At 70.1% G+C, this 15,876-nt stretch carries 9 protein-coding genes and 1 pseudogene; all 10 read right to left on the bottom strand.

Annotated features, from left to right (window positions below):
- Window positions 1–66: 66 nt before the first annotated feature.
- Window positions 67–4,545: a hypothetical protein gene (locus ACIBI9_RS36895; RefSeq protein WP_397229141.1), complete on the bottom strand. Its 4,479-nt coding sequence runs from the start codon at window positions 4,543–4,545 to the stop codon at window positions 67–69.
- A gap of 237 nt (window positions 4,546–4,782) precedes the next feature.
- Window positions 4,783–5,709: a substrate-binding domain-containing protein gene (locus ACIBI9_RS36890; RefSeq protein ID WP_397229139.1), complete on the bottom strand. Its 927-nt coding sequence runs from the start codon at window positions 5,707–5,709 to the stop codon at window positions 4,783–4,785.
- A gap of 226 nt (window positions 5,710–5,935) precedes the next feature.
- A complete protein-coding gene (locus ACIBI9_RS36885) occupies window positions 5,936–6,646 on the bottom strand; it encodes an alpha/beta fold hydrolase (protein ID WP_397229137.1) in 711 nt (236 codons plus the stop codon).
- 34 nt (window positions 6,647–6,680) lie between these two features.
- Window positions 6,681–8,171, bottom strand: coding sequence for a glycoside hydrolase family 43 protein (locus tag ACIBI9_RS36880; RefSeq protein WP_397229135.1), 1,491 nt, complete (start codon window positions 8,169–8,171; stop codon window positions 6,681–6,683).
- On the bottom strand, window positions 8,168–8,341 hold the full coding sequence (locus ACIBI9_RS36875; RefSeq protein ID WP_397229133.1) for a hypothetical protein: 174 nt from the start codon (window positions 8,339–8,341) through the stop codon (window positions 8,168–8,170). Before ACIBI9_RS36875 ends, ACIBI9_RS36880 begins: the two co-directional genes overlap by 4 nt.
- Before the next feature lie 841 nt (window positions 8,342–9,182).
- Window positions 9,183–9,425, bottom strand: a pseudogene (locus ACIBI9_RS36870) (glycoside hydrolase N-terminal domain-containing protein); the annotation flags it as partial.
- On the bottom strand, window positions 9,425–12,304 hold the full coding sequence (locus tag ACIBI9_RS36865; protein ID WP_397229131.1) for a hypothetical protein: 2,880 nt from the start codon (window positions 12,302–12,304) through the stop codon (window positions 9,425–9,427). The gene ACIBI9_RS36865 and the pseudogene ACIBI9_RS36870, both read right to left, overlap by 1 nt.
- Window positions 12,305–12,306: 2 nt before the next feature.
- Entirely contained in the window at window positions 12,307–13,878 is a 1,572-nt protein-coding gene (locus ACIBI9_RS36860) for a DUF3502 domain-containing protein (RefSeq protein WP_397229129.1), read from the bottom strand.
- A 28-nt stretch (window positions 13,879–13,906) separates the two neighbouring features.
- The gene (locus ACIBI9_RS36855) at window positions 13,907–14,773 is read right to left on the bottom strand and encodes a carbohydrate ABC transporter permease (RefSeq protein WP_397229127.1); all 867 of its coding nucleotides are present in this window, start codon (window positions 14,771–14,773) and stop codon (window positions 13,907–13,909) included.
- Complete coding sequence (locus ACIBI9_RS36850; RefSeq protein ID WP_397229126.1) at window positions 14,770–15,756, bottom strand: ABC transporter permease; 987 nt, start codon at window positions 15,754–15,756, stop codon at window positions 14,770–14,772. The genes ACIBI9_RS36855 and ACIBI9_RS36850 overlap by 4 nt, the downstream gene beginning before the upstream one ends.
- Window positions 15,757–15,876 lie beyond the last annotated feature (120 nt).

Here is a 15,876-nt window from a genome sequence, read left to right as displayed (position 1 = left end):
CTCTCCTAGGGGGTGTTGGAGGGTGCGGTACGGCTCGCTCCTCGGGCGCGAGCCGTACCGCGGGGGTCACAGGCTCGCGAGGGCGACGCGCAGCCGCTCAGCCGCGGCGTCGATCTGCTCCTGACCGGCCGGCTCGGAGCGGGCGTGCTCCAGCGCGGCGGTCAGCTCGGGGGTGCGGCGGCTCGGGTCGACGGCCTCGGCCTCCTCGATGAGCAGGTCGAGCAGGGTACGGTCGTCGCCCATAAACAGGAACTCGATCTCGGCCACGTTGGCGTTGCCCGACGGGAAGGCGACGCGCAGCCACGGGTAGGCCGCGGTCCGCGGGAGCGGGACGGAGTACCACTGCGCCGTGTCGACCCCGCTGACCGTGTGCAGGTCGGTCCAGGTGGCGCCACCGTCGGCGGATCCCCTGAACACGGCGCCGTTCAGCCGCGTGACGTGGGTGGAGCGCGGGTGGTAGCGGATCGCGTCCAGCGCCGCCGCCGCCGGCAGGCGCACGTCGATCCAGCCCGCCGAGGTGGTGGTGTCGGTGGCGGTGGCCAGGTCGCCGTCGAAGGCGCGCCAGCCGTTCTGGGCCTTGGTGCCGCCGCCTCCCCATGCCTCGGTGGACGCCTCCACCATGGACGGCTCGACGGTGACCTTCTTCAGCAGCGTGCCGACCGGCACGAGCTGCTCGACGGCGGCGTAGATCCGGTCGATCAGCTCGTCCTCGTCGCCGCCCGCCTTCGCCTCGGCGATCGCCCTGGTCAGCAGGTAGTAGCTGCCCTTGGTGTAGTCGGCCGCGGGCAGCTTCTCCGTCTCGGCGATCACGGTGGCGAGCGGTTCGGCCGCCGCCATCAGCAGGCCCGAGCCCGGCCGTTCGGCGCCGTCCGCGCCGATCGTCGCGATCCGGTAGAAGCGGGTGCCGTGCCGCAGCGGTTCGTCGGTGAAGTCGAAGGTCAGCGCGTTCGACAGCACCGGGCGCCAGGCGGCGCTCGCGCCGTCCTTGCGGTAGACGGTGAACCGGGTGGCGGCGTCCGGCTTGCTCCAGCGCAGCGTCACCTGGTCCCTGGCCCGCTCCACCCGGGCGTACAGCGTCCCCTCGGGGTCGGGCGACACCGTGACGTGGGTGAACGTGGCCGCCGTGGCCGCCGCCACCCCGGCGTACACGCCTTCGGGGAAGGGCGTGAACAGCTCCGCCACGTACGACCACGACTGGCCGTCCTTGCTCGCCCATGCCCGCACGATCTGGGCGTCGACGTCCCGTACGAGCTTGACGAACGGGTACTCGGCCGCGGTGTATCCCTGGATGCCGGCGTCGATCGGGCTGCGCCGGTCGTCCTGCCAGTCGTGCCGGGAGTCGCGGGTGCGGTTCCGCAGGACGAGCCTGCCGGAGGCGTCCGCGCCGAAGTAGATGTAGCGGGCGTCGGCCCGGAGCATCACGCCACTGGCCGGGCCTCCTGCCTGCTCGATCCGGGCGCTGACCGACCCGCTGCCGGTGAGCACCTCGTTCGAGAAGAGCAGGGTGTCCTGGATGTCACGCTTGTCGAGGTAGTAGTCGTCGCCTTCGCCGAGGCCCTTGCCGTCGCCCCCGGTGAGCTCGACGCGGTGCCCGTCCGCCTTGACCCGGCCCGCGACCTCTCCGACGCGGTCCACCGGCGCGGCGGGCGGCTCGACGGCCTGCGAGGCCCAGCCGGAACCGTGGCGGTTCACCCCGGTCACGGTGTACGCGCCGGACTGCTTGCCGGCCTCGAACGTCGTGCCGCGGACCCCGGCGGCGATCACCTTGCCGTCGCGCCTGATCGTGTACGACTCGGCGCCCGCGGCAGGCTTCCAGGTGAGGGTGACGCCGTCGCGGTCGCGCAGCGCCTGGACGAAGTCCACGTGGTGCGGCTTCGGCCGCTCGGCCGCGGCGCCGTCCAGCCTCAGCACCATCGCGGTCTCGGGCGGCACGCTCACCGCGCCCCCGGCCACCCGCCTGCCCGAGACCAGGTCCACCGCGTCGCCGGGCACGTCCAGGGAGAACGAGCGCTTGTTGCCGTAGTCGTCCCGGGTGGTGTTGAAGGCGAACACGTAGTCGCCGTAGCGGGCGGTCAGGAAGTCCGCGTATCCGGAGTAGGGGGTGTCGAACTCGTAGTTCTCCCGCCGCACGGTGCCGACGCCCGGCTGGTGGGCGGCGGGCAGGATCTCACCGGCCAGCGCCTGCGGCAGGCCGCCGTCGCCCTTCTGCTGGTCCTCCATGAAGTCGACGTCGATGTTGTCCATCCGCACGTTGTAGTCGCGGTAGGCGAACTGCGTGTCCGTGGCGATCTGCACGACGTTGTGGTGATCCTTGGCCAGGACGTGCAGCCGCCCGTTCCCGGCGACGCCGCGCTGCCGTTCGAACAGCGAGCCGAAGATCCGGGTGTCGCCGTCGCGGACGGAGACGAACATGTCGTCCACGTCCGCGAACGCGAACCGCTCGTAGCGGGCCGGGTCGACGCCCAGGGCGGCGAGCTCCGCGGGCGTGTACGCGGCGAAGTCCGTCTGCGGGAGCACGGCCCCGGCCGCCGGGCGGGCGCGCAGGTAGGCGTAGGTCTCGGGCAGCCACATGTCGTACTTCCGCTTCGCCTCCACGGAGGAGAACGTGTTGAAGTACTGGTTGTCGGCGATCTGCTGCTGGACGAACCCGGCCGCCTCGTTCGCGTAGCGCCGGTACGGCTCCCACTCCGCGCTCGCGTAACGCTCGGCGTGCTCGGCCATGTGCTTGTCCAGCGTGACGTACTCCATCGTGCGGCCCTCGGTGTTGCGCAGGGCGTAGGCGGGCCAGCCCGGGTAGGCCGCGTTGCGCTCGTCGACGGCCATCTCCGCCAGGGACACCCGCTTGCCGTTGTCGTCCGTGCCGGTGTAGCGGGTGAAGCCGCGGGCGTGCAGGTTCTTCAGCGCCAGCTTGAGGATCTCGTCGTTGAGCTTCTCGTCGCCCTTGTGGCCCCAGGTGCGGAAGAAGTACTCGGGCAGGTAGTTGGTGGCCTCGCCGTAGTTGGCGACGAAGGTGTTCTCCCTGGTCAGCCCGGCTTTGGTGATGCCGGTGTAGTGCTCGCCGTACGGCAGGCGGCGCACCACCCTCCCGTCGGCGCCGAGCTTGCTCCTGGCCAGGCCCTTGCCCACGATCCGGGCGAAGTCGTCGGTGAAGCGGGCGGTGGTGTCGTGGTAGAAGAGCGAGTGGTAGAGGTCCAGGTCCTTGCCGTCGGGCCCCACCAGCACCTCTTCGCCGAGGAAGGGCTCGACGCCGAGCGCCTCCAGCAGGATCCGGTGGCTCCTGGCCTTGCCCTCGTAGAAGCGCGATCCGATCACCCGCAGGCCCTCGTGCGCCTCCCACGCGCCCTCGTAGGTGTACATCACCTGGTTGTAGATGTAGGACAGGCGCGCTCTGGCGAAGTCGAAGTTGGCCTTCAGCACCCGCTCGTACGCCTCGCGCCGGGACAGCTCCCCGCCGTCCCAGTCCACGCCCTTGAGCGAGGACGGCCCGTCCTGCGTGCCGGTGACGAAGGGCTCGTCCAGGAACGCCTCGAACTCCTTCGTGCCGTACACCTCGGGGATCAGGTTCTCCACGATGTACAGCGCCTCGCCCAGGGCCCCGTAGTAGCCGCCCCAGTCGCCCTGGTGGCCGCCCCGCAGCAGCAGCCGGGTGTCGGCGTAGTAGTCCTTGACGTGGTTGTCGATCGCCTTGAACAGGCGTCCCAGCGCCGCCTTCTTCAGCTCTGGCGTGTTCGCCGGCACCCAGGGCTCCAGCAGCGCCGAGGCGTAGAAGCGCAGGTCCTCCTGGTAGCGGACGACCGACAGCTTCGCCGTCGGCGAGGCGTCGAGCTGCGCGCTGTACTGGTTGAACAGGTCGACCTGGCTCTTCCGGTAGCGGTCGACCATCGCCTGCTTCTCGGCGTCGGTCGGCCCGGGGGCGGGCGTGGTGTCCGGGGTGACCGTCCCCTGCTTCTCGCCGGAGACGTCCAGGTACGCGGTGGTGTGCGTGTAGGCCCGGTAGTAGCCGCGCGAGTCGGCGGTCACGGGCTGGCTGAACCCGGCGTCGTACGTCCGGACCGTCATCTCCACGACCCGCCGGCCCAGGGTGTGGCCGAGCGGCAGCATGATCGTGTTGTAGTAGAACCGGCCGGGCAGCGCCTTGCTCGAGCCGAGGTTGATCGCCTCGTAGTCGCCCGAGCGCCGGTAGCCGATCTGCTCGCCGTTGACGTAGGCGATCGTCTTGTAGGGCGAGACGTCGCTCCCCCAGAACTTCAGCGTGAAGTAGTTCTGCGCGACCGGATCGACCGCGACCCTGAACCGCAGCTCACCGCCCTTGACGGTGGGCGGGGCGGTCGGCCTGGCCACTCGGGCGGGCTCCCCCAGCGCCCCTTCGACCACCGCGGTGGAGGCCGCCTGCAGCGCGTGCGCGCTCTCGGACTCGGTGTCGCCGAACGTGACCACGTCCACGTGTCCGGCGGGCAAAGGGGCGGCCGTCGCAGGGGGCGCGGCGAGGAAGGGCAGCAGCAGGATCGCGGCGAGCGGGCCGCCTAACAGGTGCCGAGCGAGCATGGCGGGTCTCCCGATAGAAAACGTTCTCCCCGGAGATTAGGCCGCAGTGAGTCACCCGACAAGAACCCGTTACCCAGGCGTTACACAGAAGCTCGCCTCAAGAGGAACGTTTTACCAGCTCAGAGACATGATTGACGATCCACGATGACGGAATGCGCTTTCCGCCTCTTGTCGACCCGCCGGCACACGTCTACGCTGAGCGCACTCTGATAGGCACCGTTAACTACGCTCGCTGGCTCAGAAAGTCCAGAACTCGTTCGCGTTGTCCTTGGTCGCCAGCTTGACCGGGACCGCCACCGTCTTGGCGACCGTCTGGCCCTTGGCCGCCTTGATGGCGTCCTGCACCGCCTGCCAGCCGATCAGGCGCGGCTGCTGGGTGACCGTGGCGGCCATGCTGCCAGCCCGCACCGCCTTGATCCCGTCCGGCGTGCCGTCGAACCCGACGACCTTGACGTGGTGGCCCGCCCTCGGCCCCAGTGCCTGGATCGCGCCCAGCGCCATCTCGTCGTTCTCCGCGAACACCCCGTCGAGGTCGGGATGCGACCGGATGAGGCTCGTCATGACGTTCAGGCCCTTGGCCCGGTCGAAGTCGGCCCGCTGGGCGGCCACGACCTTGATCTTCGGGTACGCGGCGATGCCGTCGGCGAAGCCCTTGCTGCGGTCGCGGGAGGCGGAGGTGCCGGCCGTGCCGCGGAGCACGACCACGTGGCCCTTCCCGCCGATCTGCTTGGCCAGTTCCTGCGCGCCGAGCCTGCCTCCAGCCAGGTTGTCCGAGGTCAGCGTCTCTGCCACCGAGGCGTTGTTGATCGCGCGATCGGCCGCGATCACCGGGATGCCGGCCAGGCTGGCGGCTCTGACCTCCGTGGCGAGCGTGTTGGAGTCGACCGGGTTGATGATGACCGCCTTCATCTTCCGGATGGTGAACCCGTGGACCTGCGTCGCCTGCCGCGAGGCGTCGTTCTGGGCGTCGGCGACGGACAGCTTGGCCCCGAAACGCTGAGCGGCCGCCTCCGCCCCGTCACGGAACTGGACGAAGTACGGGTTGCTCATCGTCGAGACCGCCAGGCCGATGGTGAGGCCCTCCGCGGAGTCGCCGTTGGCGGGCGCACCACAGGCGGCCGCAGCCAGCGCGACACCGGCTATGACGAACACGAGACTTCGCATAATTCTTCTTCTCGTTGGGCTCAGCCCCGCTGCGGAAGGGCACCGACGCGGGCGGCGGGCGCGCTCCACACGCACCCGTGACCGCCCGGCCGCTGCGCTGAGACCGGGCGACGGCACGAACGGCCACCGCGTAACCGCTGGTCAAAGTGTATGTGATGGGCTTCACCTTTGCCGAACCCGAGTTGTGAGGACCGGAATCACCGCGACGACGCGGACCCCAGGAGGCTCAGCGGTCCCAGCCGACCACCAGCTCCACGAACTTCGCCGGATGCTCCACATGCAGGAAATGCCCGGCATCCGGCCACACCACGGTCCTGGAGCCCGGATGGCCGGGCAGGCCCGCCTCCCACCGCGCGGCCTCCGGCACATTGTGTACGGCGAGCACCGGGCAGGCCCGTCTGGCCAGATACCGCTCGGATTCCCGGCGCACCCCGAAGGCACCGGGCACGGTGTACATCCCGGCGTAGCACTCGGCCAGCACGTGACCGGGCGTGGCCAGCAACTGCCCGGTGATCGGCGCGGGCAGCGGCCCGAGCTGCCGCAGCGCGGCGGCCACGCCGTCGGCACGCAACGCCGCCAGGCGGCCGGGGATGAGCCGTTCCTCCTCCTCGTCGGCGCCGTAGGCGGGAGCGACCACGACCAGCCCGCTGACCAGCTCCGGATGCTCGACCGCCAGCGCGGTGACCACCTGGGCGCCCATGGAGTGCCCGATGGCCAGCACCGGCTCGTCCAGCAGCGGCACCAGGTCGCGGGCCAGGTCGACGGGCCGGTACCCGGTCGCCGGAACCGGGGACCGGCCGTGACCGCGCAGGTCGGGAGCGATCACCCGGCGTTCCCCGAAGTCCAGGGAGCGCCACAGCCGGTGGTCGCCGCCCCATCCGTGCACCAGGAGCAGCGGCGGACCGCCGTGGCCCCAGGTCTCGACGTGCACCCTCATGGACTGTCCGAGGTGCTGAAGAGGCCGGTGTGGCTCATGCGCGGTAGCGGATCTGCTCGAAGCGTGCCGAGCAGCCCTCTCCCGCCAGGTCCTGCACCCAGAACCCCACGAACGCGCCGGTGAAGCCGAAGGCCCGCACCTTCCCGTCGATGAACTCGTCGGCGTGCTCGTCCGACAGGATCGTCGCGTCCAGGTCCGGGCCGTGGTTGAAGCGCAAGACCGGCCCGTCGAACTCCACGCGCAGCTCGACCTCGCCTCCCGCGGGGCCGAGCAGGCGCTCGGTGCGGGTCCCCTGGTCGCTGGTGGTCAGCACCAGGCCGTCGGCGGTCACGGCCAGGTAGTGCCAGTTGCGCGAGTTGTAGTAGGCGACGATGCCCGCCCACTGGTGGACGCTGTCCGGCTCGAACCGCATGACCGTTTCCAGGGAGCACTTCTGAGCCGTGACCCGGCGGGCGACCAGGCTCGGGGTGCGCAGGCCGTACGGGGACTGACCGCCCTGGACGGTGAGCCCGCCCTCATCGGCGGCCAGCCAGTCGGGCGAGGCGGGCCGGCGCAGCGTGCTCCAGTCAGGCCCGAGCCCGCCGGCGGCCGGCGAGCCGTTCCAGCCCTCGGTCGCCGGCCACGGGTGCGCGGGCAGCTCGGGCGCGGCCACCTCCACGGCGGGCACGCCGCCCGCCACGCGCGGCCACCCGTCCTCCCAGGTCACGCGCTGCAGCGCGGTCTCGCGCCCGAGCACGCACCTGTCGTTGTGGTACGGCCGGGCCATCAGGTGGGACAGGTACCACTCCCCCGTCTGCGTCTGCACCAGGCAGCCGTGCCCGGCCTTCTGCAGCTCCAGGCTCCGGTCGTGGCGCGAGGTGAGCATGGGCCCCGCCGGGTCCTCCTCGTACGGCCCCGACATCGAGCGGGAGCGCAGCACCGTGACCCCGTGCTCGTAGCCGGTGCCGCCCTCGGCCACCATCAGGTAGTACCAGCCGTCGATCTTGTAGAGGTGCGGGCCCTCGGTGACGCTGCGGTTGGGCAGGATCAGCTCGGGCTTGCCGCCGTCGAGGGACTGCAGCTCGATCCCGGCGAACCCGCGGCCCGGCCGGGAGTCGAAGACCATGTTGAGCAGCCAGCTCCGGCCGTCCTCGTGGTAGAGGGAGGCGTCGAAGCCGCGGCCCGGCAGCCGGACCGGGTCGGACCACGGCCCCTCGATCGAGGGCGCGGTGATCAGGTAGTTGGCGATGTCCTTGTAGCCGAGGGCATAGTTGTCCATCACGCCGTAAACCAGGTGGAACAACCCGTCGTGATAGGTCAGGTCGGGCGCCCAGATGCCCCCGGAGTCGGGCACGCCGGACAGGTCGAGCAGCCTGCGCTCGGTCAGGATGCCCCCCAGCGGACGCCAGTTCACCAGGTCACGGGAGTGGTGCACGCGGACGCCCGGACACCACTCGAAGGTCGAGGTGGCCAGGTAGTAGTCCTCTCCCACCCGCAGGATCGAGGGGTCGGGGTCGAAACCGGGCAGGACGGGATTGCGGATCATATGATCTCCACACTCTTTCCAGCAGTCAGCTCAACTTCTCGGCGCAGGCCCGAGGCACGGTGGACAACGGTAACGGTCTGGTCGACCGGGGAGGTGAGCCTGGCCCGGACGCCGTCGCCCCAGGACAGCTCCTCGACCGTCACCCGGCCCCGGCAGCGGACGCCGCGCACGCGGTCCTTCGCCAGCGCCGGCGGGAGCGCGGGCAGCAGCTCGACGATCCCCTTTGCCCAGGCCGGCTCGCCATCCTTCAACCGCGCCGCCGCCAGCGCCCGATGCAGGCTGCCGTGCGCGGACTGGGTACAGGTGGCTGACGTGCCGGTGGTCCTCTTCGCCGAGCGCGTGCCTGGCCGCCGCGACGTCCATGGTGGCGTTGTGGCAGGCGAACGGCCCGCCGCCGGGCCCCACCTCGGGCGAGAACGACGGCACCACGGTCCCGTCCGTTCCGGCGAGGAAGTCCTCCCAGAACAGGCGGCTCTCCGCGAGCCGGCCCGCCAGCTCGGGGATCGGCTCGCCGGTGACCACTGCGTGCTCCACGAGCGGATACAGCAGCCAGTCCGCCCCGGCCAGCCACATCGTCCACGGCCAGTCGGCGTTGAGGTGGAACAGGTGGCCGTTCTCGCCGTCCGTGCGGCTGGGCGCGAGGATGCCCCTGGCGCCGTAGATCTCCCTGGCGTTGGTGCGCCAGTGGTCGATCTGGCCGCGGTGCCGGGCGACCTGCCGGTCCAGCAGTCCGTCGTACCCAGCCCCGGCCGGACCGAGCAGCCCGGCGAGCCCGTCCGGCTCGTCTCCTGCCCGGATGCGCTCGTCGTCAGGCCAGGCGGGGTGCTCGTGGCGGACCGCCTTCGTGAGCAGCAGCACCTCGGCCGCGCCCGTGACCGCCGCCGTCTCGTACCGGACTGTGTCCGGCTTCCCGGGCAGGTCGCCGGTCAGGCGGAGGGCGACGTCCCCGGTGAGCCGCTGGACGACGACCCCGTCGGCGCGGGAGACGAACGCCCGGTGCGACCAGCCGTCCGCCGCTAGCGCCTGGGCCTCGACCGGCCGCCCGGCCAGCACGTGGGCGCGGATCTCGGGCAGGAGGTGCGCGATGGCGGGCGGGCGGCGGTCGCGGGTGCCGTTGGGCAGCACGAACCGGTGGTGGTTGACCACCAGTTCCTCCCGCGGGCCCCCGTACGCCATGATCCCGACCTCGCCGTTGCCGGAGAGGAACGCGTCTTCCCACGTACGGGCGGGCGACAGGCCGAGCAAGGAGTGCATCAGTCCTCCAGGAAGAGCACCACAGTGCTGAGGGGCGCGACCTCGATCGGTTCTCCCAGGCGGACGCGGCGGCCGGTCACGAGGTCACGGGCGTGGCCGGGGCCGGTGGTGTGCAGGCGGCGGGGTCGGTCTTCGGAGGTGTTCATGCCGATGAGGTAGCGGCCGTAGGAGCAGCGGTAGAACTGTGCCTTCCCGACGAAGAGCTTCTCCACACCCGGGAAGTCCACCCCGAGCGCGGGGTCCGGGACGTCCGCGGGATGCGGCCCGACCTTGAGGACCTCGCCCGCGAAGGCCTGGTGGACCTGGGGACCGGGCGGCGGGAAACCGCCGGGCGGGATGTGGGAGGCGGCGGGGTCGTTGATGGCGAAGGAGAAGCAGACCCAGTCGGCCTCGGTCCAGGTGTCGCCGGTGGGCGTGACCTGGCACTGCTGCCGTACGGTGGCGACCCGGTGGGTGTCCGGGGTGATGTGGTGGACGCGGGCCAGGTTGTTGACGGCCTGCCGGGCGCGCCAGTAGAGGGAGGCGTAGAGGATCTCCTTGCCGTTCTTGATCGCGACGACGCCGTTCTCCTCGTCGGAGAAGACGAAGGTGGGGGCGTCCCAGTCCATGGGGAACCGCGTGCCGCCCGCGGGCAGCGCCTGGAAGGCGGGCCAGTCACGCTGGACGAGGCGTAGGGCGTTGAGTCCCACGCGCGGCCAGGTGTTGGTGAGCAGCAGGTCGAGGTGGCCGAAGAACTGATTGTCGGCGATCATCCGCTGGGCGTGCCCGGCGGTCGCGGGGTCGCCGAGGACGGCGGCGGCCATGGCGGGGTGGCCGTCCCAGGCCAGGCGCTGGGCGTAGACGACGTCGCCGGGATAGTGGTCGTCGCGCCAGCCGACGGCGGCCTCCATGCGCATGGTGCGGTAGCCGTCGTTGTCGACCTCGGGGTAGCGGAAGACGGCCCGCGCGTTGATCATCTTGATCAGGTGCGCCTTCAGCTCGGGGTCCTCGACGCCGTCGAAGCGGGTGACGGCCTCGTAGAGCAGGATCAGCCAGTCGGTCACCTCGCCGTAGTTGCCGACGTACCCCAGCTCCCTGGTCAGGCCCTTCCGGGTGACCTGGTGGAAGTGCTCGCCCAGGATCTTGCTGGGGGTGCCGGAGGCGTCCTCCCTGCCCAGGAAGGGCTTCAGGCCGACGGACTGGTGGATGTAGTCGCGGGCCTTCTCCTCGGTGAGCGGCGCCTTTTCCGGATTTATCAGCATCAGGGCGCGGTTGCAGCGGTAGATGCCGAGCGCGCAGATCATCGTCTGGTTGCTGTAGTGCGGCATGTGCCGGCGCCAGTACGAGATCGACTCGGCCAGCATCCTGGTGTACGCGTCCCGCCGCACCGGGAGATCGCCCTGGACCGGCGGGGTAGCCCCGTCCAGCGGCGTGACCTCGACGTCGTCGAACCAGGCGGTGCCGCCGCCCTCGACGCGGACGTCGAGCCGGAGCTCGACCGCGGTGGCCGGGGTGGTCAGCTCGGCGGTGATCTGCGTCCAGTCCCGGGTGCCGGCCGGGGCGTAGAACTTGTTGTCGGTGCCGACGATCTTCCCGGCGGCGTCGTAGAAGAGCACGTCGAGGTAGGCGCCCGGGGCCACCACGTCCTCGGTCCTGACCCAGACGCCGTAGCGGTGCCGGCCCTGGCCGATGAGGGTGCGGTTCTGGGCGGTGTTCCAGCCGGCGGCGGCTCCGGCGGCGGTGGTGACCTTGACCGAACGCGAGCCGCCGCGCTTGACCGTGTCGTCCCAGAGCCAAGTGGCCGTGCCGGCCCACCGGGCGGTGTTCCAGGAGGCGGGAGCCGTGCCGCCGCGCTCGAAGCCCGGGTTGGGCGCGCCCACGGGCCGCCCGCCGACCGGGCGTTCCAGCCGGTCGCCCAGGACGTCGCGGAGCAGCAGGAGCGCCATGCCGACCTTGGCGAAGCCCTCCCACTGCTGGTCGGAGGCGGTCAGCACGGTCGGGTCGGTGAGCCACTTGGTGTAGCGGGCGTCGATGGCGGCCAGCACCTGGTCGATCGCGTCCGGATTCTGGTGGGCGGGGCTCTCGGGCCAGAAGTAGCCCTCGGCCAGCCCCTGGAAGGCCCAGGAGTCGAGCGAGGCGGGGTTGCCGTCGAGCCAGTTGCGGTGCTCGCGCAGCACCCTGGCCTTGATGCCGGCCAGCACCTCGGGGCCGGGCGCGGGCCGGACGGGCCCGTCGGGCGCCGGCCCCTGGATGCCGTCGCCGGGGAAGTACGGCTCGGTATGGGTGTAGATCCGGTAGAAGGGGCGGCTGGGCTTGTCCATCGACCGGTAGAACTCGGCCGCGTTCTGCCCGTAGCCCCAGATCCGGCCCATCGATCGGATCTCCAGCGTGACCTGCTCGCGGTCGCGGGTCATCGCCTCGGGCAGCGGCAGCGTGTGGTAGTGGAAGCGGCCCGGCGAGTGGGCGTCCTGGCTGAGGATGTCCAGCGGGTCGACCGCGCCCAGGTGGTAGTGGCCGACCTGCTCGCCCGCGCAGAAGAGCTGGAGCCGGGACTGGTCGGCCTCGCTCGCCGCCCGGTCGCCGCCCCACAGCTTGATCGTGACGTACGTGGTGCCGTGCGGCGCGCACTTGACGGTGAAGGAGACCGTGCCGCCCCAGACCCCGGCGGGCTCCTGCGGGTTGAGCACGCGCGCGGACCGGCCGAGCGCCCCGGCCACGACCGCCGACCGGTCGGCGGTCACCACGTGGGCGCTCTCGGAGGCCTCGTCACCGAAGACCACCACGTCCAGCGGGGCCTCGCGGCCACTCGTCGCGGCGGCCTCGCCGTTCCATAACCACGTGGCGGCGGCCAGGGCGCCGGAGGACGCCAGCACGGTCCTCCGGCTGATGGGCAGCGCCATCGTCACTGGCCCTTCAGGTAGGCGTCGGCCTGCTTGGCCATCTCGGCCTGGACCTTGGCCAGACCCGCCCGCTCCAGCGCCTTCTTCAGCTTGTCCAGCCCCTGGTCGACATCGACGGCGCCGATGAACAGCGGGTTGGCGAACTGCGTCATGGCCGCGGTGATCTGGGTGTTCTCCCGCTTGATCGGCTCCGGGTCGGGGACGAAGCTGGCGTAGGGATCGACGGTGAAGTTGTCGATGTCCTGCGCCCAGTCGAACCACTTGGCCTCGGACTCGGTCATGTCCTTGACCCGGCGCTCCAGCTTGGCCCGCCAGGCGAGGGCGAAGCCGGGGAAGGTGTAGGTGGACAGCTTCTCGTACTTGTCGTCGCCGACGGGGTTCCAGTCCTTGCCGGGGAGGCCGTAGTTGAGCAGGTCGTGGTTCTCCTTGATCGACACCCAGTCCTGCAGCTGCATGGCCTTCTCGTTGCTCTCGCCCTTGGCGTTGAGCACGACGAAGTTGTCACTCTGGAAGGTCTGGTACGGCTTGGCGCTCTCGCCGCCCTTGAGCGGCATCACGTTCGCGATCATCGCGCCCGGCACGTTCTTGGTCAGCTCGGGCAGCGCCGTGGAGGACAGGCCGTCGGTCATGGCCCAGCCGGTGGCGACGCGGCCGGCCTTGAACTGGGAGTCCAGCGCCTTGGAGTCCAGGGTGAGGGCGTTCTTGTTGATCAGTCCGTCCTGGTAGTACTTGCGGATCTTGCGCAGCGCGTCCACCATGCCCGGGGCCTCCCACCACGGGATCGGGTTGGACGAGCCGGTCTGCTTGCCGTCGGCGGCCAGGACGAAGTTGAGCGAGTCGCCGGTGAAGGACGCGATGCTCATGGTGGGGTTGTCCCACATGTAGGGGTTGAGCCAGCCGACCGGGTTCCACGCCACCAGCAGCTTGGGCATCCGGGAGCTGACCCCGATCGGGATGATGTCCTTGTTCTTCTGCTTGACGTCGTACCAGAACTTCTCCAGCCCGGCGAAGTCCGTGATGTCGCTCATGCCGAGCTTCTCCGCCAGGTCCTGGCGGATGCTGAAGTGGTGGAAGCGGGCGACCGAGTTGATCTGGGGCAGGCCGTAGAGCTTGCCGCTCCACCGGTTCAGCTCGATGATCTTCGGGTCGATCGTGGCGGTCAGGTTGGGGTACTTGCCGCTGGACAGCAGGCTGCTCAGCTCGACGATCGAGCCGCTGGCGGCCAGCTGGGTCATGTTGAGCCAGCGCGCCTGCAGCGCGGTGTCGAACTTCTCCCCCGCGGTGAACTTCAGCAGCGCCTGCTGGCCGTAGCTGGTCCACGGGATGAACTGCGGCTTGATGGTGAAGCCCAGGTCAGCCTGCAGCTTCTTGTTGGCCTCGGCCAGGACGGCGTCCCAGCCGGCCGGCACGTCGCCGGGGAGCAGCAGGCTCAGCGCGAGCGCGCCGGAGCTCTGGGCGCCGCCGGTGGCCTGCGGCTTCTGGGAGTCGTCCGAGCAGGCGGCGAGGAGGGCGGCCAGGGACAGGCCGCCTCCGGTGGCCAGCAGGCGGCGCCGCGACATGAGGTGGTGGGACACGGTAACTCCTGAGGTGGGGGGAGCGGGATCAGCCCTTGGTGGCACCGAGGGTGATGCCCTTGACGAAGTAGCGCTGGGCGAAGGGGTAGGCGAGCAGGATCGGGCCGATGGCGACGGTGGTGAGAGCCAGCCGGAGCTGGTAGACGGGGGTGGCCGCCTCGGCCAGCTGCGGCAGCATCTGCGTGAACGAGATGTTGGAGATGAGGTTCTGCAGCACGAGGGGCAGCGGGAACTTGTGCACGTCGTCGATGAACAGCAGCGCCATGAACCAGTCGTTCCAGTAGTGCACGGCGTAGAAGAGGCCGACGACGGCGAGGATCGGCTTGGACAGCGGGATCGCGATCGTGAAGAAGATGCGCAGCTCCCCCGCACCGTCGATCTTGGCCGACTCGAAGATCGACTCCGGCAGCTGGCGGAAGGCGCTGACCTGGACGAAGACCAGGAACGGCATGACCAGCAGCGGCAGGATCACCGAGAAGTAGCTGTTCTGCAGCTTCAGGTACTGCGTGACCAGCAGGTAGAGGGGCACCAGACCGCCGGAGAACAGCATCGGCAGGTAGGAGAAGACGGTCAGCGGGCGGCTGATGCCGGGCAACCGGCGGGCGATCACCCAGCTCAGCCCCGAGGTCACCGCCAGCGACAGGGCCGTGCCCACGACCGTGATGAAGACGCTGGCGAAGTAGGCGTCCAGCACCGCGGGACCCGTGAAGATCATCTTGTACGCGGTGAGGTCGAAGGCCGCGGGGAACAGGCTGTAGCCCGTCGTGGCCAGTTGGGACTCGCTGGTGAGCGACCCCGAGATGATCATCCAGAACGGGATCGCGCAGGCCAGCACGGCGAGGGAGACGCCGATGATGCTGACGATCGTGAACGGTTCCAGCTTCTTCCGGCTCATAGGATGCTGGTCTCCTTCGAGTACTTGCGCTGGATCAGCACCGCGATCACCACGAGGACGAAACCCACCACCGACTGGAACAGGCCGATCGCGGCGGTGGTGCCGAAGTCGCCGAGCTGGCGCAGGGCGCGGAAGACGTAGGTGTCGATGACGTCCGTGCTGTCGAACAGGGTGCCGTTGTCCCCGACGATCGCGTAGATGGTGCCGAAGTCGCCGTAGAAGATCCGGCCGACCCCCAGCACCAGCAGGACCGCCGCGGTGGGCTTCAGCAGCGGGAGGGTGATGCGCCAGGCCATCTGGGCCCGCGAGGCCCCGTCGATCATCCCGGCCTCGTAGACCTCCTCGGGGATGCCGGTGATCGCGGCCAGGAAGATGACGCTCAGGTAGCCACCGAGCTGCCAGATCTTCACCACGGTGAGGATCCACGGCCACGGGCCCGGCTCCGTGTACCAGTCGACCGAGGGGAACCCGAGGCCCCCGAGGGCGTCGTTGACCGCCCCGCCCCCACCGGAGGCCCCGGCCAGCAGCACCTGCAGGATGATGCTGATCACGACCGGGGAGACGAAGTAGGGGAAGAAGACGACGGACTGGGAGACCCGCTTGAAGAAGGTGCTGCGGATCTCGTTCAGCATGATCGCCAGAACCATCCCGGCGGCCAGCGTCGCGACCAGGAACAGGATGTTCAGGAAGAGCGTGTTGAACAGGATCCTCGCCGCGTCCCCGGACTCCAGGAAGTAGGTGAAGTTCTCCAGCCCGTTCCACGGGCTGCCGAAGATCCCGAGGCTGACGTCGAACTCCTTGAACGCCACCACCAGGCCGGACATCGGCAGGTAGCTGAAGACAAGGAAGAAGACGACGGCCGGCAGTGCGAGCAGCCCGATCGTCCAGTTCGTACGGACCGCCCTGCGTCGGACGCGGCGCCTGTCCGGCGGCCCGGAAGGCGGTCTCGTCTGAGGCTCTGGCCTCGTCTGTAGCGTGCTCATCACCGAAGTCCCGTCTGAGGCGGCAGCAGGTGGCTCGTCAAGGTTGATAGAAACCGGTCGCTGCGAACGCTACGTCCGAGCGGCCAGCACGTTCAAGGCTGCGTTACAGAGACGTTACAC

Source organism: Nonomuraea sp. NPDC050451, assembly GCF_044458585.1.
This window is presented reverse-complemented; position numbering and strand designations above follow the sequence as displayed.

What these genes read in the sequence shown, in the direction of transcription:
- ACIBI9_RS36895 (WP_397229141.1), bottom strand. Translation starts at nt 4,545, where the DNA reads ATGCTCGCTCGGCACCTGTTAGGCGGCCCGCTCGCCGCGATCCTGCTG.
- ACIBI9_RS36890 (WP_397229139.1), bottom strand. Translation starts at nt 5,709, where the DNA reads ATGCGAAGTCTCGTGTTCGTCATAGCCGGTGTCGCGCTGGCTGCGGCC.
- ACIBI9_RS36885 (WP_397229137.1), bottom strand. Translation starts at nt 6,646, where the DNA reads ATGAGGGTGCACGTCGAGACCTGGGGCCACGGCGGTCCGCCGCTGCTC.
- ACIBI9_RS36880 (WP_397229135.1), bottom strand. Translation starts at nt 8,171, where the DNA reads ATGATCCGCAATCCCGTCCTGCCCGGTTTCGACCCCGACCCCTCGATC.
- ACIBI9_RS36865 (WP_397229131.1), bottom strand. Translation starts at nt 12,304, where the DNA reads ATGGCGCTGCCCATCAGCCGGAGGACCGTGCTGGCGTCCTCCGGCGCC.
- ACIBI9_RS36855 (WP_397229127.1), bottom strand. Translation starts at nt 14,773, where the DNA reads ATGAGCCGGAAGAAGCTGGAACCGTTCACGATCGTCAGCATCATCGGC.
- ACIBI9_RS36850 (WP_397229126.1), bottom strand. Translation starts at nt 15,756, where the DNA reads ATGAGCACGCTACAGACGAGGCCAGAGCCTCAGACGAGACCGCCTTCC.